General features: G+C 32.5%; 24 protein-coding genes. 21 read left to right on the top strand and 3 right to left on the bottom strand.

Annotated features, from left to right (window positions below; all coding sequences use genetic code 11):
• Window positions 1-3: 3 nt before the first annotated feature.
• Window positions 4-420, bottom strand: a complete 417-nt coding sequence (gene ytfJ / locus JK636_RS19380) for a GerW family sporulation protein (protein WP_202750631.1) — start codon at window positions 418-420, stop codon at window positions 4-6.
• A 90-nt stretch (window positions 421-510) separates the two neighbouring features.
• Window positions 511-1,053 carry a DUF2953 domain-containing protein gene (locus JK636_RS19375; RefSeq protein ID WP_202750630.1) on the bottom strand — a complete coding sequence of 181 codons (543 nt, stop codon included), beginning with the start codon at window positions 1,051-1,053 and terminating at the stop codon, window positions 511-513.
• A 247-nt stretch (window positions 1,054-1,300) separates the two neighbouring features.
• Here JK636_RS19375 and JK636_RS19370 point away from each other — a divergent pair, with 247 nt between their 5' ends.
• The 21 genes from JK636_RS19370 (at window position 1,301) to vanS (ending at window position 20,232) form a co-directional block, all read left to right on the top strand.
• Window positions 1,301-2,410: a D-alanyl-D-alanine carboxypeptidase family protein gene (locus JK636_RS19370; protein ID WP_202750629.1), complete on the top strand. Its 1,110-nt coding sequence runs from the start codon at window positions 1,301-1,303 to the stop codon at window positions 2,408-2,410.
• A 276-nt stretch (window positions 2,411-2,686) separates the two neighbouring features.
• The gene (locus JK636_RS19365) at window positions 2,687-3,670 is read left to right on the top strand and encodes a sulfide/dihydroorotate dehydrogenase-like FAD/NAD-binding protein (protein WP_202750628.1); all 984 of its coding nucleotides are present in this window, start codon (window positions 2,687-2,689) and stop codon (window positions 3,668-3,670) included.
• A gap of 27 nt (window positions 3,671-3,697) precedes the next feature.
• Entirely contained in the window at window positions 3,698-4,975 is a 1,278-nt protein-coding gene (locus tag JK636_RS19360) for an FAD-dependent oxidoreductase (RefSeq protein ID WP_202750627.1), read from the top strand.
• 438 nt (window positions 4,976-5,413) lie between these two features.
• On the top strand, window positions 5,414-5,734 hold the full coding sequence (locus tag JK636_RS19355; protein ID WP_202750626.1) for a hypothetical protein: 321 nt from the start codon (window positions 5,414-5,416) through the stop codon (window positions 5,732-5,734).
• A gap of 282 nt (window positions 5,735-6,016) precedes the next feature.
• Window positions 6,017-6,898: a GNAT family N-acetyltransferase gene (locus JK636_RS19350; protein WP_202750625.1), complete on the top strand. Its 882-nt coding sequence runs from the start codon at window positions 6,017-6,019 to the stop codon at window positions 6,896-6,898.
• 21 nt (window positions 6,899-6,919) lie between these two features.
• A complete protein-coding gene (locus JK636_RS19345) occupies window positions 6,920-7,759 on the top strand; it encodes a CPBP family intramembrane glutamic endopeptidase (protein ID WP_202750624.1) in 840 nt (279 codons plus the stop codon).
• A gap of 167 nt (window positions 7,760-7,926) precedes the next feature.
• Window positions 7,927-8,796: an AraC family transcriptional regulator gene (locus JK636_RS19340; RefSeq protein WP_202750623.1), complete on the top strand. Its 870-nt coding sequence runs from the start codon at window positions 7,927-7,929 to the stop codon at window positions 8,794-8,796.
• Between the two features lie 79 nt (window positions 8,797-8,875).
• Window positions 8,876-9,124 carry an NUDIX domain-containing protein gene (locus tag JK636_RS19335; protein WP_202750622.1) on the top strand — a complete coding sequence of 83 codons (249 nt, stop codon included), beginning with the start codon at window positions 8,876-8,878 and terminating at the stop codon, window positions 9,122-9,124.
• A gap of 5 nt (window positions 9,125-9,129) precedes the next feature.
• Window positions 9,130-9,291, top strand: coding sequence for an NUDIX hydrolase (locus tag JK636_RS19330; protein WP_202750621.1), 162 nt, complete (start codon window positions 9,130-9,132; stop codon window positions 9,289-9,291).
• A gap of 604 nt (window positions 9,292-9,895) precedes the next feature.
• The gene (locus JK636_RS19325; protein WP_202750620.1) at window positions 9,896-10,066 is read left to right on the top strand and encodes a hypothetical protein; all 171 of its coding nucleotides are present in this window, start codon (window positions 9,896-9,898) and stop codon (window positions 10,064-10,066) included.
• A gap of 371 nt (window positions 10,067-10,437) precedes the next feature.
• Window positions 10,438-11,043 carry a nitroreductase family protein gene (locus JK636_RS19320; RefSeq protein WP_202750619.1) on the top strand — a complete coding sequence of 202 codons (606 nt, stop codon included), beginning with the start codon at window positions 10,438-10,440 and terminating at the stop codon, window positions 11,041-11,043.
• Window positions 11,044-11,361: 318 nt separating this feature from the next.
• Window positions 11,362-11,763, top strand: coding sequence for a hypothetical protein (locus tag JK636_RS19315; RefSeq protein ID WP_202750618.1), 402 nt, complete (start codon window positions 11,362-11,364; stop codon window positions 11,761-11,763).
• Window positions 11,764-12,385: 622 nt separating this feature from the next.
• Window positions 12,386-13,177: an alpha/beta fold hydrolase gene (locus JK636_RS19310; RefSeq protein ID WP_202750617.1), complete on the top strand. Its 792-nt coding sequence runs from the start codon at window positions 12,386-12,388 to the stop codon at window positions 13,175-13,177.
• A gap of 275 nt (window positions 13,178-13,452) precedes the next feature.
• Window positions 13,453-14,148 (top strand): class I SAM-dependent methyltransferase, encoded by a 696-nt coding sequence (locus JK636_RS19305; protein ID WP_202750616.1) that lies wholly within the window; start codon window positions 13,453-13,455, stop codon window positions 14,146-14,148.
• 161 nt (window positions 14,149-14,309) lie between these two features.
• Window positions 14,310-14,822 (top strand): RNA polymerase sigma factor, encoded by a 513-nt coding sequence (locus tag JK636_RS19300; RefSeq protein ID WP_202750615.1) that lies wholly within the window; start codon window positions 14,310-14,312, stop codon window positions 14,820-14,822.
• 68 nt (window positions 14,823-14,890) lie between these two features.
• The gene (locus JK636_RS19295) at window positions 14,891-15,880 is read left to right on the top strand and encodes a sigma factor regulator N-terminal domain-containing protein (protein ID WP_202750614.1); all 990 of its coding nucleotides are present in this window, start codon (window positions 14,891-14,893) and stop codon (window positions 15,878-15,880) included.
• A gap of 235 nt (window positions 15,881-16,115) precedes the next feature.
• Complete coding sequence (locus JK636_RS19290; protein WP_420839276.1) at window positions 16,116-17,501, top strand: L,D-transpeptidase family protein; 1,386 nt, start codon at window positions 16,116-16,118, stop codon at window positions 17,499-17,501.
• A gap of 137 nt (window positions 17,502-17,638) precedes the next feature.
• Entirely contained in the window at window positions 17,639-17,893 is a 255-nt protein-coding gene (locus JK636_RS19285; protein WP_202750613.1) for an RNA polymerase sigma factor, read from the top strand.
• Window positions 17,894-17,987: 94 nt separating this feature from the next.
• Window positions 17,988-18,272, top strand: a complete 285-nt coding sequence (locus JK636_RS19280; protein ID WP_202750612.1) for a hypothetical protein — start codon at window positions 17,988-17,990, stop codon at window positions 18,270-18,272.
• A gap of 120 nt (window positions 18,273-18,392) precedes the next feature.
• Entirely contained in the window at window positions 18,393-19,091 is a 699-nt protein-coding gene (gene vanR, locus JK636_RS19275) for a VanR-ABDEGLN family response regulator transcription factor (protein WP_202750611.1), read from the top strand.
• Window positions 19,069-20,232 carry a vancomycin resistance histidine kinase VanS gene (gene vanS / locus JK636_RS19270; RefSeq protein ID WP_243428276.1) on the top strand — a complete coding sequence of 388 codons (1,164 nt, stop codon included), beginning with the start codon at window positions 19,069-19,071 and terminating at the stop codon, window positions 20,230-20,232. Before vanR ends, vanS begins: the two co-directional genes overlap by 23 nt.
• A gap of 123 nt (window positions 20,233-20,355) precedes the next feature.
• Here the strand turns inward: vanS and JK636_RS19265 are convergent, their stop codons facing one another.
• Window positions 20,356-20,880 carry a VanZ family protein gene (locus JK636_RS19265; RefSeq protein ID WP_202751115.1) on the bottom strand — a complete coding sequence of 175 codons (525 nt, stop codon included), beginning with the start codon at window positions 20,878-20,880 and terminating at the stop codon, window positions 20,356-20,358.
• Window positions 20,881-21,097: the final 217 nt, after the last annotated feature.

Here is a 21,097-nt window from a genome sequence, read left to right as displayed (position 1 = left end):
AAATTATTCCTTTGTTTCAGTTTCACAGCAAGTTTTCGTATCTTTTGACTTGTTTGTCAAGCTTTTTATCATTTCAAAAATTTGAGGTATAGAGTCGATTGCTTTATCTACAGAACTCTCATATTCTACAGGAAGAAGCTTAACAGACTCGTTTTTTATTACTAGAAAAGCCATAGGTTTTACTGTAACTCCAGCTCCAGAGCCGCCCCCAAAGGGGTATTTAATTTTGTCTTCCTTAGGGTCGCCAAGATTAAATTCACTTCCACCTGAAGCAAAACCAAAGGAAACTTTAGATATAGGTATAATCATAGAGCCGTCTTTGGATTCTATTATATCTCCAACTATTGTATTGACATCTACCATTTCTTTAATATGTTCCATTGTTGTTTTCATTAAATTATCAATAGGATGACCATCCATAATATAAGTTCCTCCATTCATATATTTTATGTATATATAATGCAATAAAGTTGTTACATTAATGTATTAGAACTTTTGCATTGTACATATTTATTGTTTTTTCTTATGTAACGCTTTTATTTGTATAAAGGATTTTATAATAATAAATCCCATATACATAATTTTAGCTAAACTTATATAAATTATACTTTCTATTTTTGCTTCTAATTTAAAATTGTTAAAATCAGGATTTATTGCAGATTTATATTTTTTTATTTTAAGGGGAACAGCTAAAAAATTAAAGAGTGAGGAAATAAAATAGGATATAATGCCGTAGAAAATACCTGTAACTGCTGCATCAGCAAGTCCATAATTTAGAAGAATATTTAACTTTAGTATAGGCTTAAATTTAATTTTGTTTATATTCCTTATAATTAAAAGTATATCTGAAACAGTTAACTTCATTTTGGAAGTTATTTTTTTTCTCTTTATATTTTCCTTTTTTTCATCCTTCTTTTTTTTCTTAAATAAATTAATTTCAAATTTATATATATAAAATTTTAGACAATTATTGCAATAGCTGAGCTTTATTTTTATTGGCAGAGGTAAAAGCAACAATATAATAAACAAAAATGAAAGTACATACCATTTCATGCAAAGTTCCTCCAATTAATATATAAATTAGTATAACCAATGGAAAATATTTTATAAGCGGTACTTTACATTGTTAGAGTTTTTGATAGCTTTTGGGAAAATTTTTATGAGTAATTAAAAATAAAAGTGAAAAAATAAGTAGTAGCAATAGATATATACAATGCAATAAAGTTCTTACATCATTAATGTATTAGAACTTTTGCATTGTATATATAAAATAAGAGATTTTTAATATAGAGGTGATTTGATGAGGGTGAAATTTTATAAAGCAACAACAACTTCAATTCTTGCTTTATTATTTGTTTTTAATATATTTAGTATTAAGGTAAGTGCTTCTCCACTTCGAGTTAATGCAAGAGCTGCAATAGCCATAGACAGTAAAACAAAGGTTGTTCTTTTTGAGCAAAATGCTCAAGATGTAATTCCGATGGCAAGTACAACAAAAATAATGACAGCACTGGTAGCAATAAAATATGGAGATTTGGATAAAAAAATCGAGATATCCAGTAAGGCAGCAGCTATAAGAGGTTCAACTGTAGGTTATAAAAAAGGGGAGCTTGTACCTTTAAGAGAACTTATATATGGACTTATGCTTAGATCAGGAAATGATGCTGCTATTGCAATTTCAGAAGGTATAGCTGGCAGCGTTGAGGAATTTGTAAAGCTTATGAATGAATATGCTGTTCAAATTGGACTATGCAGTACACATTTTGAGTCTCCTCATGGTTTAGACAGTGACAATCACTATACTACAGCCTATGACCTGGCACTTATAACTGCAAAGGCTAGAGAAAACAAATTATTTAATGATATAGTTCAGACTAAGGATATTGATAAGGAAGATTTAGGATTTACCAGAGACTTTCACAACATAAACAAAATATTATGGCAGCTTCCAAATGCAACAGGAGTTAAGACAGGTTTTACAGGAAAAGCGGGAAAATGCCTTGTAACTTCAGTTAATATAAAAGATAATGATGTAGTAATTGTGATATTAAACTCAAATGAAAGATGGAAAGAAACTAAGAAAATAAACGACTTTGTTGATAAAAACTATGAGTTTAAAAAGTTTTTTTCAAAGGGCGAAATTGTTGGGGAGCTTAATGTAGGAAAAAAGGGCAGTAAAGTTGAACTTACTGCAGAGGAAGACATAATAGTACCTGTTACGGAGAAAAACAAATATGAAGCTAAGATTTTAACGCCAAACAGCAATACAATTCTGCCGATTAAAAAGGGAGATAAAGCAGGAAGTGTTGAAATTTATGAAAATGACAAAAAAATATTTTCCAAGGCATTAATTGCTAATAATAATGCGGGTAAAGAAAGCTTTATAAAGAGATGGTTTAAGTTTAAATAATAAATACGGGGCTGCTCTCAAAATAAAAAAACCAGCGTGTTATTTGAATTCATACAAAGTTTCGCAGAGTTCAAATAACAAGCGGTAGGTTTATACTATTTTGAAAGCAGTCCTTTTGATTTTAATCCTTAGTATTAAGATAAATAATTTATCGAATTAAGGTTTTATTTTAAATTTTGATATTTTAGTAACAATTTAACATGTTATAAATACCTTAGTAGTAGAGAGATTTTGCATGAACTCATTTTTTTTAATACTTTTTTAGGGGGTCTTAAGGTGAACTATGAGATAAGAGATTGTATAGATGCAGGAACGGAGTTTTGTCCATGTCATTTAGCGGAGACAGGTGACTGTATACTTTGCTCTCAGCTTTCAGGTAAAAACTTTTGTGACTGTATAAATTGGAAGGGAGTGTGTATATATCAGGAATTCATATGGAATGGCGGAAAAGCTAAAAAGACAAGAAAGATATTTAGCTGCAAAATTATAAAAAAAGAAACTTTGGAAAAGAGACTTATAGTGCTTACTATTTCAGCTCCACACGAACTAGTTAAGAATTTAGTTCATCCAGGAAGTTATGTTTTTTTGAGAAACTCAAAAACCTCACAGTTTTATGATGCTCCTATTTCCATAATGGATACAGATATAGATGAGAATTTACTTATAGTTGGTATTGAATTAAAGGGTATAAAAACAAAAAGTCTTAATTTATTAAATGATGGAGACAGCATATTAGTAAGAGGACCTTACTGGAATGGCGATTTAGGCTTAAGAAATATTTATAAAAGTAAAGAAGGTACTTCTGTAATAATTACTCGTGGAATCGGTCAAGCACCTATGGTTCCTGTGCTTAAAAAATTATACTCTAATGGAAATAAAGTAATAGTTATAATGGATAAGGCAAATTACAAAAATATTTTCATACAAAAATATCTAGAGCTTTGCAACTGCAGAGTTATAGAGTGCAATACTCTTCAGTCTGGAGGGCTATCTGAAGAGCTTAAGAATATAATAAATAATATTATGGACAATGAGACTATAAATTTAATACACTGTTCAGGACCTGACATACTAAATTATAAGGTCCTTGATTTTATAGGAAACAAGGTGGACTTTTCCTGCTGCAATAATTCTAAGATGTGCTGTGGAGAAGGAGTTTGCGGTGCATGTTCAACAAGATATAAGGGACATAAAGTTAAAAAATTATGCAAGGTACAGATAGAACCTAAATATTTATTTGAAGGAAGAAGATTAATATAGGCAAAATTATGGATTTGGAGGGGTAAAATGAAGGTAATAGTTATTGGAGGCGGCTGGTCTGGTTGTGCTGCTGCAATTACTGCAAAAAAAGCTGGTGCTCAAGTAAGCTTGTTTGAAAAAACTGACATGCTTTTAGGACTTGGGAATGTTGGCGGAATAATGAGAAATAATGGAAGGTACACCGCAGCAGAAGAATTGATAGCCATAGGCGGAGGAGATCTTATTAATATAACTGATAAAAACAGCAGGCATAAAAACATAGATTTTCCTGGGCATAAACATGCATGGCTATATGACGTTAATAAAATAGAACCGGATGTAAAAGAATATTTAATAAATATGGGTATAGAAGTTAGGACTATTGCAAGAGTTATAGATGTTGAAAAAGAAAATAATAAAATAAAAGGAATATATCTTTCAGATGGCTCTCATATAGAAGGAGATGTGTTTATCGAAACTACCGGATCCACGGGACCTATGGGAAACTGTTTAAGATATGGAAATGGATGTTCAATGTGCGCTCTCAGGTGTCCTGCTTTTGGACCGAGAGTAAGTTTAAGCAGCAGGGCGGGTGTTGAAGATTTGCAGGGAGAGAGAGATGATGATTCCTACGGTGCGATGAGCGGTTCCTGCAAGCTGGCAAAGGAAAGCCTCTCGGAAGAAATAGTTAAGGAGCTGGATGAAAAAGGTGTAGTTGTTTTAAAGGTGCCTCCTGAAGATGTAAATTTAGATAAACTTAAACTAAAGGTTTGTCAGCAGTATGCTCTTAAAGAATTTGCAGAAAATATAGTTCTTCTAGATACTGGACACGCAAAGCTTATGACTTCCTATTATGTACTTGAAAAACTTAGGAAGATACCAGGTCTTGAAAAGGCAAAATATGTAGATCCTTATGCAGGGGGCAAGGGAAACTCAATAAGATATCTCTCTGTTGCACCAAGAACTGATGACATGAAGGTTAAAGGGCTTGAAAATTTATTCTGTGCAGGCGAAAAGGGAGGACTTTTTGTAGGTCACACAGAAGCTATCTGCACTGGAGCTTTGGCAGGGCATAATGCTGTCAGAGGTGCGCTTGGTATGCCTCTTTTGATACTTCCAAAGAGCTTAGCTATAGGAGATATAATTTCCTATGCAAACTATAAGATGATGACAAGGGAAGGAAGAAGAAACAGATATACCTTTGCTGGAGCAGAATATTTTGAAAGAATGAAATCTTTAGGTCTTTATACTACTGATTCAGTAGAAATACGAACTAGAGTTGATAAACTAAATTTGACTGACATTTTATCTCAGAAATTAGTTTAAATGAAAATGTAGAATAGAATTTCTTTTTATATTATAAACTAGTTAACTAGAAATATAGATAAATATAAATCTAGTTAACTAGTTGGACTTTTTATTAGACATCTTAGAAACCTTTTTTATGGTATTGAAGTCTTATGTTCAGATATTCCAATTGATAACAGAGCAGCCTTCAAACATGGCCGAGAAAATGTAAATATATTATACTTTATTGAGGATATAATGGCTAAAACTATATCTAACAAAATGTTGATGTCCGCCTTGGCAGGTGGACTTTTTTTATGTAGCGTTATGTAAATTTATGGCTTATAATCTATATAAAGGTTAGATGTAACTTTGATGAAGCAAAGAGACTGCTGAAGGTTTTTAATTTATTTAATAATCCGCAATGGTAAAGAAATGCAAACTATTAATGCAACTTAGAAGAAATGGGGAATGTTTATGAATTTAAAAAAGTTAATGATAATAACTTTATTTGGAGCTTTAATAATTTTGTCAGCATGGGGTGGATTTATTTTAGGAAGAGATTCAAATGGAAAAGAAATTACTAAAGTGGACTTTTCCAAGGATTCCACTTTCATTGATATTCATGTTACTAATACACAAAGAATGCCATCAGGCACTGCCTATACACTTGTATTAAAAAATACGAGTAAATATTTAATTAAACAAAACTCTGTTTATTTAAGTTATCCTATAAAACAAGGTGAGAGTGGGATAATGATGATAAGTTCAAAGTTGAAGCAACAGGTAATAAAATAGATATTAAACCGAATGAAGAAATAACTTTAAATGTTTTTATACCAAGTGAAGACTATGACAACATGAAAATAGACAGTAATCGACCTCAATATGAAATAGAAGGGTATGTTAATGGAGTAAGTAATTTAACACATTTTGGACAGAGCGGTGATTTTACTAAATAAACCTTAATATTCTTAAATGCTGAACCAGTTAAGATAATCAACAAAAACTTTAACTCAAATACAGCGGTAAGACTACAAATAACAATAAATCTTAGTACTTTAAAAATGGGGGGTAAAAATGCTGAGTTATCGAAACTTTGATAAAGAGAGTGATTATAATATTATGCGCCGTATAGTCCAGCAGAATTGTCTGCAAACTGGACATTTATATCCTCAGTTACATGTAGGAAATCTTGATTTTGAAAGATATGCTTGGGAAGAAGATCCGGAAATATTGTATAAGAATACTTGGATTGTATCTGATAAAAAAACGGAAATTGGTTTTATATCAGCCGGAATTGATGATTTTTATATCACCGTCCTTTCAGATTTTGAGCATCTTACACAGGATATAATTAAATATATAGAAGGTAATTGTTATAAACAAGGGGCTACTATTACAACAGAGGCAAATAGTAATAACAAGCTGTTAAGTAGTATTTTAGAAGAACTAGGATATACCAAAACAGATTATTTCCGTTTTTGCGGCATATGTGATTTATCTAAGATACCATCATATTCTCAACTGCCAGATGGATTCTGCATTCGTCTAACTCAGAAGAAGGATGTAGCAAGACGTGTAGAACTATTTGGCATTGCTGCAGGAGGAAAAGAAACAACCTCAGAAATATATGAAAGAATGATGAAATCTCTATCCTACTGTGATGCAATGGATTTTGTAGTTCAGACGCATAATGGAGAAATCATTGCTTACTGTACATTATGGGACGACCCTATCAGTAAAAAAGGAATAATAGAACCTATTGCTTGTGTAGCAGAACATCGACGTAAAGGTATCATGAAAAGTGTTTTATTATATGGAATGAACCTATTAAAGGAACGTGGAACTAATTATATTTATGTTAGCACAGGAGGTAAAAATATTGCTTCACAGGCTCTATATAAAAGTGTTGGCTTTATAGAATATGGGATAAACTGTGAATGGCAAAAGACACTGTAATCTTTTTGAAGAGGTATTATTATGTTTAATCTAAATCCATTAAAATTTATTATGCATATCGAAAATGAGGATGGAGAATTTAGGGGATTGGGACTAGGTGGAAGTTTCTGTATTTCAGTTGCTTATATAATTTTCCTTTCTTTTTATGGAGCATTTAATATGATTCCATCCATCTGCTCTATTGAAAATCTAGTTGTATTATCAATTTACAGTGTGATAATTACTATATTATTTTTTTCCTTATTCGTGGTAGTTTTTCTAGCTAAATTCTATATACCTAAGTTTGATACAAAGGATGTTACTGAATCTGAATCAAAGGTTAATTATAGAAATATTATTTTCTTAATTTTATTTACTGTTGGTTGTAAACTAATATTTGATGCAACATTGATACCAATTATAAAAATGACCTCAAGCTTTAGCTTTATTGTTAATTCTCTTCGGGATATGGCTAAAATACCCGCATTATTAATTTGTTACGAAATAGTTATTGGACCAATAATTGAAGAGATTTTATTTAGGGGGATTATGCTAAATGGTCTTATGAAAAGGTATTCCAATAAGATGGCGATAATTACTTCATCACTAATTTTTGGGTTAGTGCATTTTAATGTTTACCAACTTTGTATGGCATTTTTATTTGGTATATTTCTGGCTTTCCTATATTTAAAAACACATTCAATTATACTTTGCATTTTTGCACATGTATTTCACAATATATACACTACTTTTATTCTTTTATTTTTACCAAAATATTTTTCAATAATTAATAATAATATACTGACTATTTTTCTTTTTAGTATTTTAGGTTTATTACTTATGTTAATTTCTATTAATAAGATTATTTACTACAATCATTGATGTACTGATGGAAGAATACATTGGTTTTGAATATGTACATGAAAAGACACAATTGTTATGTACGGCGTAATATAGATTATTAATACTTTATTTAGACAAATCAAAGCAAGGTAGGATAGGAAATAACAAGTATCCTTTAGTACAATTTATACATGGAGGTGAGGAATATGGATTTTATTCAAAGCTTGCAAAGAGCCATTGATTACATGGAAGAGCATATATTCGAGCCAATTACTTATGAAGATGTTGCAAGACATATATACATGTCAAGCTATCATTTTCATAGAACATTTAGTTTAGTAACTGGAATTACAGCAAATGAGTATATAAGGAACAGAAGATTATCAATGGCTGGCCAGGAAATCTCTATATCTGATGAAAAAGTAATTGATATTGCTTTAAAATATGGTTATGATTCACCAGAAAGTTTTACAAAGGCATTTACCAGATTTCACGGTATTTCACCCAATGTAGCCAGGCGTGCAGGTATGAAATTAAAATCATATAATCGCCTTCTCATTAAAATAAAATTGGAAGGCGGTACTGTTATGGACTACAGAATTGAAAAACGTGAACCCTTTAAATTACTAGCTAAGGTTAAAAAGTTTAGAAATGAATCAATTTCAGAGGATGGAAATACAGAAATTCCAGATTTTTGGAAAATATCTGGCAAAGATGGCACATTTGATGTTTTGAAACAAAACTCTAGTAAATATGATATTTATGGAGCTTGTGCACCAATATCTAAAGAAAGCGCACATTTTGACTATGGTATAGCTATGGAATATACCGGTGATAGTATTCCAGAAGGATATGCTATATGGGAGGTAAAACCTACATTATGGGCTGTATTTAAGTGTATCGGTGAAACTGGGGACTGCATAGGCGAAACATGGGGTAAAATCTTTTCAGAGTTTCTTCCTGGTTCAGAGTATAGCATGCTAGATGATACAGATTTTGAATTATACTCAGAAGCTGCTGGTGCAGACTGCTTTTGTGAAATATGGATTCCTGTTGAGAAAAAGAAACATGTATAATTAATACTAATCTATATTGCTAATTAAATATTGTAACTTATTATTAAGTAAAGTGCTTTCTATAAGGAGGGAATAACTTATGATTAAAAGAGTTAATGTTCAAGTATTTATTTTTTGTAATAATCCATCTTTTAAAGTACTTATTCTAAAGCGAATTCCAGAGAGGAGTGGTTATTGGCAACCAGTATCTGGTGGTGTTGAAAAAGGTGAAGAGTTGATAGAAACTGTTTTAAGAGAGGTTTCAGAAGAAACTGGAATAAAGAATATAAAGTCAGTTTTAGATTTAGAATACACATTTGATACAAAGAAACTAAAAAAGGTGTGTTGATGGATATGCAGGATTTTTGTTTCACTGCCGAAATTGAAAATATATTTGATGTAAAACTATCTGATGAACATGAGAAATATAAATGGTGTTCGTATATTGAAGCAAAAGAATATTTACAATGGGAACATAACTTAAATGCATTAAATAAATTAATGCAAAAGGTCTAAGTAGTACTGTTTTTTTATGATATATAAGTGAAGAATACTCTTATATTATCAAATAAATTTAAGATTAAATATATTTGATATTGTTAAAGGTGTAGGTGATAAAACTACATCTATCAAAATGTTGCTGTCCGCCTAGACTGGCGGACTTTTTTTATATAGTATTGTGTAAATATATGGTTTATAATCAATATAAAGGATAGTTACACATAGAGACGCCCTAGAGTTTTTAAGAATATTTCTACTATAAGTGGGTGATTATTAAATGAAAAAAATAAAACCATTTATACTGGCCGTTATTTAGAAGCGCTTTATTTACAATTGTTGGAGTATTAAAAAGTGAAGGCTCTTCATATAAAAAACTAATTGGTTATAAGAAAGGTCAAGGCAATGTGAAATACACATTGCTGATTGCTTTACTGATGCTTTTATTGGGAATGAGCGGAATGTATGGATTTGGCAACAGGTACTCAAATTTTAATGACTTCTATATCTCCTGCATTATTTGAAATTATGAATGCAATGGGCAAATGATATATTACACATTCGGATTAATCTGTGGTCTTTATTAATTGAAAATTTCTTTTATATAGAAGGAGGATGCATTATGGAAATAAAAAATTGTGTGAAAGAGTCGTTTTCAGTCATAGGCAAAGAAGGTTCTACAAATGATGGTGAGGGTTTTATTCAGAAATTATGGACTGGTGCTAATTCAAATTTTGCTGAAGTAGCTTCATTAGCGAAAAAGGATGAAAAGGAAAATCTTGTTGGAATATAGGGTGCAATGTCTGATTTATCCCGCTCCTTTAACACAAAGAAACTAATTTTAAATTAATTAATTACAGATGAGGAAGGAAGTTGGAAAACCAACTAGATATATAGAAAAGTAGAAATCTAGTTATCTAGTTATATTCTTGAAGGTAGTGGTACGGCAGCATATAATAAAACACTCAAGTTATCTTCAGCTGTAAGGGGCAAACCCTTGGAAATTGCAAAAGCACATTCCGTAAATGTCGCAAGCGCAGCTAGGGGTATTACTCTTGTGTCCAGTTCAGAAACGTCTTGAGTTCGAAACCTTATACGTAATCAAAATGAAGAGTATCAAAAAGTAATTATGAAGAATTATATATTTTTATTGTGGAGGAAAATATGATAGTTGATCTATTAAAAAAAAGGTGTAGTATTAGGAAGTTTAAACAAATGACAATCCCTCAAGATACTATTGATTATATTATTGAAGCAGGAAGATTATCTCCATCTGGAGGAAATGAACAACCATGGGTGTTTGGAATAGTAAATGATAATGAATTGATAAATAAAATTGCAATAGCAGCATATAATCAAAAATGGATTAGTTCGGCACCCTTAGTAATTGTATTGTGTACAACCATTGTAGAAGATGAAAGGGGGGCAAGAAATATTCAGGTATCAAGATTTCCTAAATTCAAAAATGAGATATTAAATATGAGTAAACAACTTTATAGTAAATTAAATTCTGAAGAGCATCAAAGTAAAATACCCGGAACTAATATGGTCTTAGCAGCATTGGAACATGGGATTTATTCAACATGGGTTTCTTATTTTAATGTAAATGAAGTTGCAGGCTTATTAAACTTACCACCATTATATATACCATCTGAAATACTTGTTTTAGGATATCCTGAAGGTGAAATCAAACCAAAAATTAAAAAGAAAAAAGAAGAAATTATATTTATAAATTCATATAAGAAGGATGATCCTAGTGACTACATATAACAAAAAACTTCCGTTTGTTTTAGCATGGGAAGATAGATAGAACACATTTCATCACCAAGCCAAGTCTGGCTAGGTACAGGAACGTCTTGAGTGCGAGACGTTATATGTAATTTCTGAGAAACAGAGCTGTGGCCCAGAGTTTTTTTTGAACATTTAAATAAGTTGATTTTTATTCTGCAACTTCTCATTATCCATAATAAGTTGTTACGGAATATCAAGAAACTTTAGTTTATTTTGTTTTTTTTATAAGGGATATGTAGCATGAAACTTTACTTGGAATATAATAATAAGGAAAGTAAAGAATTAGGAGGTTACTTGATGAGTAACTATAGAAACGATAACATAAGTGATTCATACCCCAATATGATATGTTATTGCCCATATACTACACCACAGTTTCAATGTCCATATAGTACCTTTTACAGGCAAGAACTAGAAGGATTTGAAAGACAGCAGCAAGGTCCACCGAAAACACCGCCGCCTAGTTTTACTCCACAACTATCGGAGGTGCCAGAGGCAAGTTTAATGGCAGTGGATCCCGGAGCAATTGCACCTTGCGTTAATAGATTTTCGTATATATGGCTAAAGAATGGTCAATCCTTCTGGGCATATCTCGTATATGTTGGAAAAACATCCGCTTCTGGTTGGAGATATAGAAGGGGAAGATGGGAATACTTTGGGATTGACTTGAAAGAAATTAAAAGCTTTACTTGTTATTAGAGTCATTAAAAGTTGCTAGAATAATAGTAAGCTGAAGTTATATCTATACTTCTAATCCCTCAATGCAGTTAATTGCACTAAGGGATTTTTGATGAGGTTAAGTATTAGGATAGATATTTTAAATAACAGAGCACTCAAGTCCGATTTAGTCTAAAACCCAGATAAAGCGGACTTGAGTTAATAAAGACTAATGGAAAACCATAAGATAGTTGAAATGACATTAAAATAGAAGATTCATATTGTGCAACTAATTTATATTGATCAAAATAGGCTTTATTCAAAGTGTTGTGGCAAAAACTACATATAAGAAAATGCTTCCGTTCACCTTGGCTGGTGGACTCTTTTTTATAGTGTTGTGTAAATACATGGTTTATAATTAATATAAAGGTTAGTGGTGGATTATTATTGCCAAGGCATATTTTCAGAGCTAAGATAGGAGTTATCTAAGTTTTCAAAGCGGCAGTAACACGAACCGTTAGTCCCTGTTTACTTCCCAATATCCACTGCTACTGAATTGACTTTAATTGATAAGGTTTTAAACATCAATAGGGTTTGACCATTTTATATACAAGCTCTAACTTATAAACTTTACCCTAAATTTTACTCTTGGAGGAAATAACAGATGAACTACTGGAACATAGAAGTCTGCGAAACAAACGGAATTAACATACACTACACAAGAACCGGGGGAAACAAACCGCCTTTAATATTGCTGCATGGATTAATGACTAATGGGGAGTGCTTTACAGGTTTGGCACATGTTTTTGAGAAAGAATATGACGTAATCATGCCGGATGCCAGGGGACATGGCAATTCCAGTGTACCTGACTTTGGATACCGATATGAAGACCATGCAAACGATGTTATCGGTTTAATAAATACACTAAGACTTACTCCTCCAATCCTGCTCGGGCATTCCATGGGAGGGATGATTGCTGCTGTGGTGGCGAGTCGTAAACCAAATCTGCTCCGGGGCCTTATCTTAGCTGATCCAACTTTCTTGAGTCCAAAAGTTCAGCGCGAAGTTCGCGATAGTGATGTCGCCGATCAGCATCGACGAATGCTCAATATGTCATTGGATGAGGTGATGGCAGACGCGCGGAATAGACACCCTAATCGGTCAGAGGAAACTCTTGAGATCTTCGCTCGGGCACGACTTCAAACAAGCATGGCTGCCTTTGACGTTCTTACGCCGCCGAACCCTGACTATAAGATGTTAGTGAGTGCAATTGAGGTTCCAAGCCTCATCGTATTTGGTGATAAAGGCGTGGTTTCGTCTGTTATTGCAGAAGAGCTGCAGCGTCTTAATCCAAGACTTCAGGCAGAACAAATCCGGGAAGCTGGACACAGTGTCCACTTAGACCAGCTAGAGCGCTTTGCGGCTGTTGTTGAATCTTTCATACGTTCAATTTGAACAATCATTTAATGAAATAAGTTCTCTTTTAGATAAGCTCTTCAAAAAATATGATATTGATTTAAATCAAAATTCTTGTTTCCATTTTGCTGTTGGGAAGTGCTCAGATAGGATTGCATCAGGGGTGCTTGGCGGCCGCATCAGATAAAAAACGTTATACGAAACTTTATATAAAAAGAGAAATTGTATAAAGTTTTTAGACTTATAAATGCAGAATTGCAGATAAAGAAAACATAAAAATTATTAATATACTATGATAATAAGAGGTTTTGAGAATGAGTATAAGAAATGTTGTTCCTTGGGAACTATTACTAAAGAAAATGACATGGGAACAGTTAAAATTCATACATAATAAAAGAGTATTGGATTTTGGAAGTGGAAATGGTATGACTGCTGACCATTTTTCTATAGACAATGAGGTTGTAGCAATTGAGCCGGATAAAAAAATGCTTCAAGATAGATTCACGGAAAATGACTATAAACAAATAGAAGGAGATGTAAAGGAACTTAAAAATTTTGAAGATGAATCATTTGATGTAATACTGTGCCATAATGTTTTTGAATATACGGTTGAAAGAAAGGAAATTATTAAAGAATTTTCAACGATATTAAAAACCGATGGATATCTTTCTATTTTAAAACATAATAGGGCAGGTAGAGTTATGCAGATGGTAGTTTTACTGAATAACTTTGAACATGCAAATGAACTATTAGAAGGAAAAAATGGACATGCACAACAATTTGGAACTATTAATTACTACCAAGATGCAGAGATATTAAAATGGTCAGATAAATTTATGGTAGAAAAAGTTCTTGGATTAAGAACATTTTGGGATTTACAGCAAAATCAAGAAATTCATAATGATAAGATATGGCAGGAGAAGATGCTAGAACTAGAATTGAAGGTAAGTGATTTGGAAGAGTATAAAGCAATAGCATCATTTCACCATGTTATTCTACGCAAAAAATAATGAAAGTCATGATTAGAACCTTTAAAGTGGATTCTCATAATATCGTACATCAGTTCAATCTCCTAATGTTCCCTCAGACTTATAAGTTTGTGGGAATTTTGATTTATGGAGGTGTCACAAAATAAAAAGTTAAGTGTTATTTATACGAAGGGGGGCCGAGGATGGAACAAGATGAATGGAAGAAAATATATCAGCTATATTTCAAACCGCTATATTTATATGCATTATCATTGACACATAACACACAGGATGCTGAAGACCTCCTGCAGGAAACCTTTGTAAAGGCTTTTTTAAGCTATAAAAGTACCGGAAGTATAAAAACATGGCTTATTATTGTTTTGAAACATGAATTTCTTAATGTTTGCAGAAAACGAAAAAGAGAAGTATTAGATGGCGATACGCTTTATGATGAACAAAATATACTCACAAATCCAGATATAATTATATCAGATATTCTAAAAAAAGAAGAAAAACGCAGGTTATTTAATTCAATTCAGAAATTGTCCGAACTTCAGAAAGGTATTCTTATTGAAAGTATTTATTTTGAGCTTACAGATGCGGAAATTGCATCTACACATGGAATCACTCAGGCTTATGTTAGGAAGCTTCGATCAAGGGCAAAAAAGAAACTAATTGAAATTTTAAAGGAGGTTAAAGGTCTAAATGACCTTTAACGAGCAATTTTCGAGCGGGAGCGAGAGCTTTTAATTGCTCAGTGCTTCCGACTAAAGGAGGAAGAATGATGAAAGATAATGACAATATGACCGAAGAAGAGTTGGATAAAGAGCTGCATGATTTGATTGATGAGATGCCGGGAAATATAGATTTAGCGTCTGATATTGAAAAAATTATCAATAACAAGATAAGAAAAATAGTTTTTCGTACAACACTTGCTATTCTTGGTGTACTTGCAGCAGTTTTTCTGATGATCAGCCCATTAATGAATATGGCTTATACAAATCCCGAAAAGCTTAATAAAGAACCGGGCCAAAAGGTGTATTCTAGTCTCAGGGCATATTTTGAGGTTATGTATCCATATAACGAGGTGGCTAGTCTTGATATAGAAAAGGAAGGATTTTCGAGGTATATGCTGAATATGCAAATAATAGATCATACAGGTCCTGTGAAGATTGGCAGGCCAAATGTAAAAATTGAGATGTTCAAAGGAAATCTTAAGGTAAAAGAAGATATAAATGATATGACTACGAAGTTAATGGGGCGATTTGAAATACAAGACTCATCTAGGATAATGAAGGAACTGGAAAAGTTGCCGGAATCAGCTGTGATTTATCTTTCCGTTGGAGAAATTAATCCAAGACCTGTAGAGGAAATTCGTAAGGAAAAAATTACACTGGAATGGCTGCAAGTAAATCAGCCTAATTCAGAATTTCAAGGTGGCATCAGTATGAATCTAAGTTGTAGATTTAAGGATACTGATGACCGAAGAGGTATGACAGAAGGAGAGCTGAAAAAATTATATATTTCAAATCTTGAAGAATTATTATATAATGAGTATATATGGAAAGATTTAGGGCTGATTAGTGGAAACAAGATATTTAATAATTCTAAAGAGGTTCTTCAAAACTGTTTGAAGGATGCAGAGAAAATTTCTGTGCTTACTACGAAAAATTATTGTGTTTCAGGATCTAAAGAGCAAATTCTTAACTATTTAAAAAATACTAATATCAAATCTATTTATGTTGATAAAATTCGGTTAAGCAGTCTAAATTAAGATGCGGAAAAGACTTTGTTTTATTTGTGACACAAAGCTTTGGTTCATCCAGGGCTTTTGTGTTATGTAAAATAATTATTTGACAAACATACCATAAAATTTTTTTTTACCCGGTAACGAAATTATATCTTCTTTCGTCTTAATATAAAGGAGGACTTTTATTAATAAAGAATACTTGTTAGAATAGTATTAAGAAAATAAATTATAAAGAACTTACGTGCAAGGAGGGAATACTGTGAGAAAGAAAAGAATAAGACGTAATAAGACTGGCAGGAGGATAGCAGTTTTTCTCAGCTTAATATTTGCTGTATATTTGGGAATCTCAATATTTTTTACAAAGCATTTATATTTGGGCTCTCAGATTAACGGAATTAATGTATCAGGAAAAACAGTGACAGCAGTAAAAGTACAATTGTTATCAGAGCTTAAGGGATATACTTTGAATCTAAAGGAGAGGGGAGGTAAAAGTGAACAAATCAAGGCGGAGGCTATTGGTTTGAAGTATAACTCCGATGAGGAAATACAGAATTTTAAAGATGAGCAGCATCCTTTAAAGTGGGCTGCATCATTATTTAATAAGAAGAGTTATGAAATAACATCAGGGATTGAATACAACAAGGAAGCGTTAAAAGAACAGGTGGACAAACTATCTGCTTTTGATAACAGTAATATCATAGAACCTAAAAATTCGATCTTAAAATATACAGATAATACCTATATGCTTGTAGACGAAATTAAAGGTAATAAGATAAATAAAGACATTTTGCTTAAACGTATAGAAGAGGCTATATTAAAGCAGGAAACCACAATAGATTTGGAGTCATCTGGTTGCTATATAAATCCACAGTATACTTCAAAATCTCAAAAGGTTACAGATGCCAGGGATATGCTCAATAAATATATATCGACCAAAATCACCTATGCTTTTGGTGAGCATAAAGAGATTTTGGATGGGTCAACAATAAATAAGTGGCTGTCCGCTGATGATAATTTTAATGTCAATATTGATGAGAAAAAAGTAAAAGCTTATGTTGAATCTATTGCTAATACTTATAATACTGTCGGTAAAAAAAGAAGTTTTAATACATCATCAGGAAACACTATAAATATTGGCGGTGGTGATTATGGCTGGAAGATTGATATTAACAAAGAGACTAATAATCTAATAGCAGCTATAAAAAGTGGACAAACCATAACAAAAGAACCCGAATATGTTCAAAAGGCTTCTTCACATGGAAGCAGTGATATTGGAAATACTTACGTGGAAATAGACATGACAAAACAGCATTTATGGTTTTATAAAAATGGCTCACTGGTAGTGGAGGGAGACGTTGTTACAGGCAATACAAGCCTTAATAACACAACACCAGGAGGTATTTACAGATTAAAGTATAAAGAGAAAAACGCCACATTAAAGGGTGAGGATTACAGCACTCCAGTCAGCTACTGGATGCCATTTAACGGTAATATCGGAATTCATGATGCAACCTGGCGAAGCGTGTTTGGAGGGGAAATATATAAGACAAGCGGATCCCATGGGTGTGTAAATTCACCATACCCCTTAGCTCAGACAATATATGAAAACATTAATGCTGGTACGCCTGTTGTGTGTTACTATTAAACTTTAGGTGACTATTCTGGCTTCTATATTCACCATACCTCTTATTTGGATGGATTTTAAATAAACCTATCCTAATAAGGGGTTATTTTATCGTCTATATTAATGTAGATACCTAGGCAGACAAAGGAGCTCAACTTATGATGGAGGCTGAAGAAAAGACTAATATAAAACTGGAAAATGAAAAAGATATGGAAACATTAAGTTCAAGTACTTGGGAGACTCTTTATCATTTTGTATACTTTAAGGTTCAAAATAGAGAGAAAGCGGGAGATATAACTCAGGAAACCTACATTAAGGCTATTTCATATATAAAGAAAAATGTATTTTGGTATGGTCTCAGCGGCAGTTATTGCATAGGTTATTGCACTAAATGTAACAGGTACTATAGGTAAAGCCAGCAGTGTGAACGCAGCTACAGAAGTGGCTGTTACATAAACCACCACAGTAAAAGCAGATGATAGCGCCACAGCGAAAATCAATACGGTTGTGCTGGCCGATAAGATTCAAACATCACAGCCTTCATCAGTAAATAAGGAAGCTTTAGGAGAACCGCAAGTAATTCAAGGTGATTATCCTGTTAAGGAAAATGAGCTTAAGCTCTTAAAAGGTACTGGTAATGAAACGATAGTAGAGGTTAGTTCAAATAGGACTAATATTAAAAGAGTATATTTAAAAAAGCTTGTAAGACAAGATAAAACGGGGATATGGACTGCCTATGAAAGTATTGCATTTCATATAGCAGTCCTTTATGTTAGTATGGAAAATAGATAGAAAGTAAAAATCTATATTAATAAAACCTTAAGGTTTTCATAAGAAAATTATTATGATATGAATTTTTGTTTTGCGGTAAAATAATAATGAATGTTTAATCAGGAAGAAGGAATAGAGCTTATGGGTATCAATATTTTAGTTGTAGACGATGAGCAGTCAATAGCGGACCTAATCGAAGTTTATTTAAAAAATGAAGGCTTTACAATATACAAATTTTATAACGGCCAAGATGCGCTTAGGTGTGTTGAGTCAAAGCAGTTAGAGCTTGCCATACTTGATGTCATGCTGCCGGATATTGATGGTTTTACTCTCTGCCAGAAAATTAGGGAAAATTATAATTTTCCTGTTATCATGCTGACTGCGAAAGATGAAGAAATTGATAAAATTACCGGCTTGACACTAGGCGCAGATGATTACATAACAAAACCATTTCGGCCTTTGGAGCTTGTTGCACGTATCAAGGCGCAGCTTAGGAGATTTACTAAATATAATTCTTCAGATCCAAACCAGGAAGAACGCTTGATTGCCTTTTCAGGCTTGGTACTTAACATGGATACCCATGAATGTACGCTGAATGAGAAAAAGCTGTCTCTCACTCCTACAGAGTTTTCCATTCTTTGGGTCCTTTGTTCCAATCGAGGACGGGTGGTCAGTTCGGAAGAATTATTCAATGAGGTATGGGGAGATAAGTATTTCACCAATAGCAATAATACGGTAATGGTGCATATCCGCCATATAAGAGAAAAAATGCACGACAGCTCAGAACATCCCAAATATATCAAAACGGTATGGGGGGTTGGCTATAAAATTGAAAAGTAAGAAAAAAAGTGATTATTCTAAATTAAAAAGGAAAGTATTTTTTCAAATGCTTCTTATTGTTTTTGCCACAGCTGCAACTGTCATACTCCTGCGTTTTGTAATTCAAAAGAACTTTAGTGTTAGTGATAGCATTGTCCGTTTTTTAATGAATGAGTTTTATTTGCGTGAAAGCGATGCTGTAATTATATATCGGTATACATTACTTAATAATATGAGCATTATTACATTTTTTGTGATTTTAATATTCTTAGTTATATTACTTAAATATACAATTTCTTGGTTCACTAAATATTTTGATGAAATAAGTGCTGGAATGGATAAACTTGCTGAGGAATCCAATGATGAAATTACATTGTCACCGGAGTTGGATTTTATGGAAAATAAATTTAATCAGATAAAAAACAACTTGGAAAAACAAAAGAAAGCTGCACTTGAGGCCGAGCAGCGCAAAAATGATTTAGTAGTTTACTTGGCTCATGATATTAAGACACCTCTGACCTCTGTTATAGGATACTTAAGTCTTCTGGATGAAGCCCCTGATATGCCCCTTAAGCAGAAGGCAAAATATGTGGGCATTACCTTGGAAAAAGCTTATCGATTAGAGCAGCTTATAAATGAGTTTTTTGAGATCACAAGATTTAATCTTCAAACTATTATTTTGAATAAAGAAAAAATCAATTTACTGTTTATGCTCCAGCAGATGGCCGATGAATTCTATCCAATGCTGGCTCCACAGGAAAAGCAGGTGTCAGTCAATGTACCCGATAACCTTACACTATGGGGAGACGCAGACAAACTTGCCCGTGTATTCAATAACATCCTGAAAAACGCCATAGCCTATAGCTATGAAAACAGCGTCATTGATATTTCCGCTCAGCAGCAAGATAAAAATATTATAATAACTTTTACGAATCAAGGTAATCCTATCCCACAAGAAAAATTGGAAATAATATTTGAGAAATTTTTTCGGCTGGACACATCCCGTTCTACCAACACAGGCGGTGCTGGGCTTGGACTGGCTATTGTCAAAGAAATCGTAAACGCGCATGGAGGCAATATTTCTGTGCAAAGTAATACAGAAAAGACAGTCTTTACTGTCATACTTCCACAAAAGCAAGAAAAGGGCAAGTTATCTGTTTAAGTAAGATAACTTGTCCTTTGTAAACTTTTTTAGAAGATAATGAACCAACTTACGCTTCGCATTATGCTCAATTTACATGTTCATTTTGTGTAGGGTATTTTCTTGAATATGCAATAAGGATGTTCAGAATCTCATTCTCACCATGAATAAATAATATAATATACAAGGTAATCCGATAGCAGATAGTATTGTGATTGCTGTGTGTACTTTTTTCTCATCTCGTAATATAAACAATAAAAACTTATACCCTATAATACCAATCAATCCACCCAAACAATTTAGAATTATATCATCAATATCTGATGCTCCAATGCCTAAAATTCCCTGAATGATTTCAACAAACAAACTCACTATAAAGATAAGTAGCAAATTGGTTAATACTCTTTTATCATTTTTGAATAATGACAAATATGTACCAAGTGGAATAAAAATAACTATATTGCCAACCACATTACCAAAAGCGAATTTTTTTATGGTGGCAGAGTTGCTAAATATATATTCCTTTATACTATAAAAAGGAATGAGATTGATTGACCTATTCTCCAAAAGTGAAACTCTTGATAAGAATAATATTTTAATTAACAAGAGTATGTAACATATGAAAACACCATATAAGAAGACTGTTTTAATTCTCTCTCGTTTATTCATTCTAACTCTATTTTCCATTTCATCCCTCCATATTCTCTGACGTTCAGTTTATAAATAAATTGAATGATTGTTCTTTTTCGTTGTTTGACAGAATATTAATATCTACTAAAACAGTGGCTGCTGCTGGCATAAAGTAAACCTCCGTTCTTGTTTACTATAGCATATTTAAAAAAGGAATGTCTTAATAAAACCTTAAGATATGGTGAATTTCTCATTA

It is taken from the genome of Clostridium rhizosphaerae (assembly GCF_016765585.1).
In the GTDB taxonomy this organism is placed as follows: Bacteria; Bacillota; Clostridia; order Clostridiales; family Clostridiaceae; genus Clostridium_AT; species Clostridium_AT rhizosphaerae.
The sequence above is the reverse complement of the archived record's forward strand: the minus strand, read 5'-3'. Positions and strand labels throughout refer to the sequence as shown.

Coding starts and splice junctions, on each gene's coding strand:
- JK636_RS19375 (WP_202750630.1), bottom strand. CDS start 1,053: ATGAAATGGTATGTACTTTCATTTTTGTTTATTATATTGTTGCTTTTA.
- JK636_RS19300 (WP_202750615.1), top strand. CDS start 14,310: ATGGAACAAGATGAATGGAAGAAAATATATCAGCTATATTTCAAACCG.
- JK636_RS19330 (WP_202750621.1), top strand. CDS start 9,130: ATGCAGGATTTTTGTTTCACTGCCGAAATTGAAAATATATTTGATGTA.
- JK636_RS19345 (WP_202750624.1), top strand. CDS start 6,920: ATGTTTAATCTAAATCCATTAAAATTTATTATGCATATCGAAAATGAG.
- JK636_RS19350 (WP_202750625.1), top strand. CDS start 6,017: ATGCTGAGTTATCGAAACTTTGATAAAGAGAGTGATTATAATATTATG.
- JK636_RS19265 (WP_202751115.1), bottom strand. CDS start 20,880: ATGAATAAACGAGAGAGAATTAAAACAGTCTTCTTATATGGTGTTTTC.
- ytfJ (WP_202750631.1), bottom strand. CDS start 420: ATGGATGGTCATCCTATTGATAATTTAATGAAAACAACAATGGAACAT.
- JK636_RS19320 (WP_202750619.1), top strand. CDS start 10,438: ATGATAGTTGATCTATTAAAAAAAAGGTGTAGTATTAGGAAGTTTAAA.
- vanR (WP_202750611.1), top strand. CDS start 18,393: ATGGGTATCAATATTTTAGTTGTAGACGATGAGCAGTCAATAGCGGAC.
- JK636_RS19285 (WP_202750613.1), top strand. CDS start 17,639: ATGATGGAGGCTGAAGAAAAGACTAATATAAAACTGGAAAATGAAAAA.
- JK636_RS19310 (WP_202750617.1), top strand. CDS start 12,386: ATGAACTACTGGAACATAGAAGTCTGCGAAACAAACGGAATTAACATA.
- JK636_RS19305 (WP_202750616.1), top strand. CDS start 13,453: ATGAGTATAAGAAATGTTGTTCCTTGGGAACTATTACTAAAGAAAATG.
- JK636_RS19325 (WP_202750620.1), top strand. CDS start 9,896: ATGGAAATAAAAAATTGTGTGAAAGAGTCGTTTTCAGTCATAGGCAAA.
- JK636_RS19355 (WP_202750626.1), top strand. CDS start 5,414: ATGAATTTAAAAAAGTTAATGATAATAACTTTATTTGGAGCTTTAATA.
- JK636_RS19335 (WP_202750622.1), top strand. CDS start 8,876: ATGATTAAAAGAGTTAATGTTCAAGTATTTATTTTTTGTAATAATCCA.
- JK636_RS19360 (WP_202750627.1), top strand. CDS start 3,698: ATGAAGGTAATAGTTATTGGAGGCGGCTGGTCTGGTTGTGCTGCTGCA.
- JK636_RS19340 (WP_202750623.1), top strand. CDS start 7,927: ATGGATTTTATTCAAAGCTTGCAAAGAGCCATTGATTACATGGAAGAG.
- JK636_RS19370 (WP_202750629.1), top strand. CDS start 1,301: ATGAGGGTGAAATTTTATAAAGCAACAACAACTTCAATTCTTGCTTTA.
- JK636_RS19315 (WP_202750618.1), top strand. CDS start 11,362: ATGAGTAACTATAGAAACGATAACATAAGTGATTCATACCCCAATATG.
- JK636_RS19295 (WP_202750614.1), top strand. CDS start 14,891: ATGAAAGATAATGACAATATGACCGAAGAAGAGTTGGATAAAGAGCTG.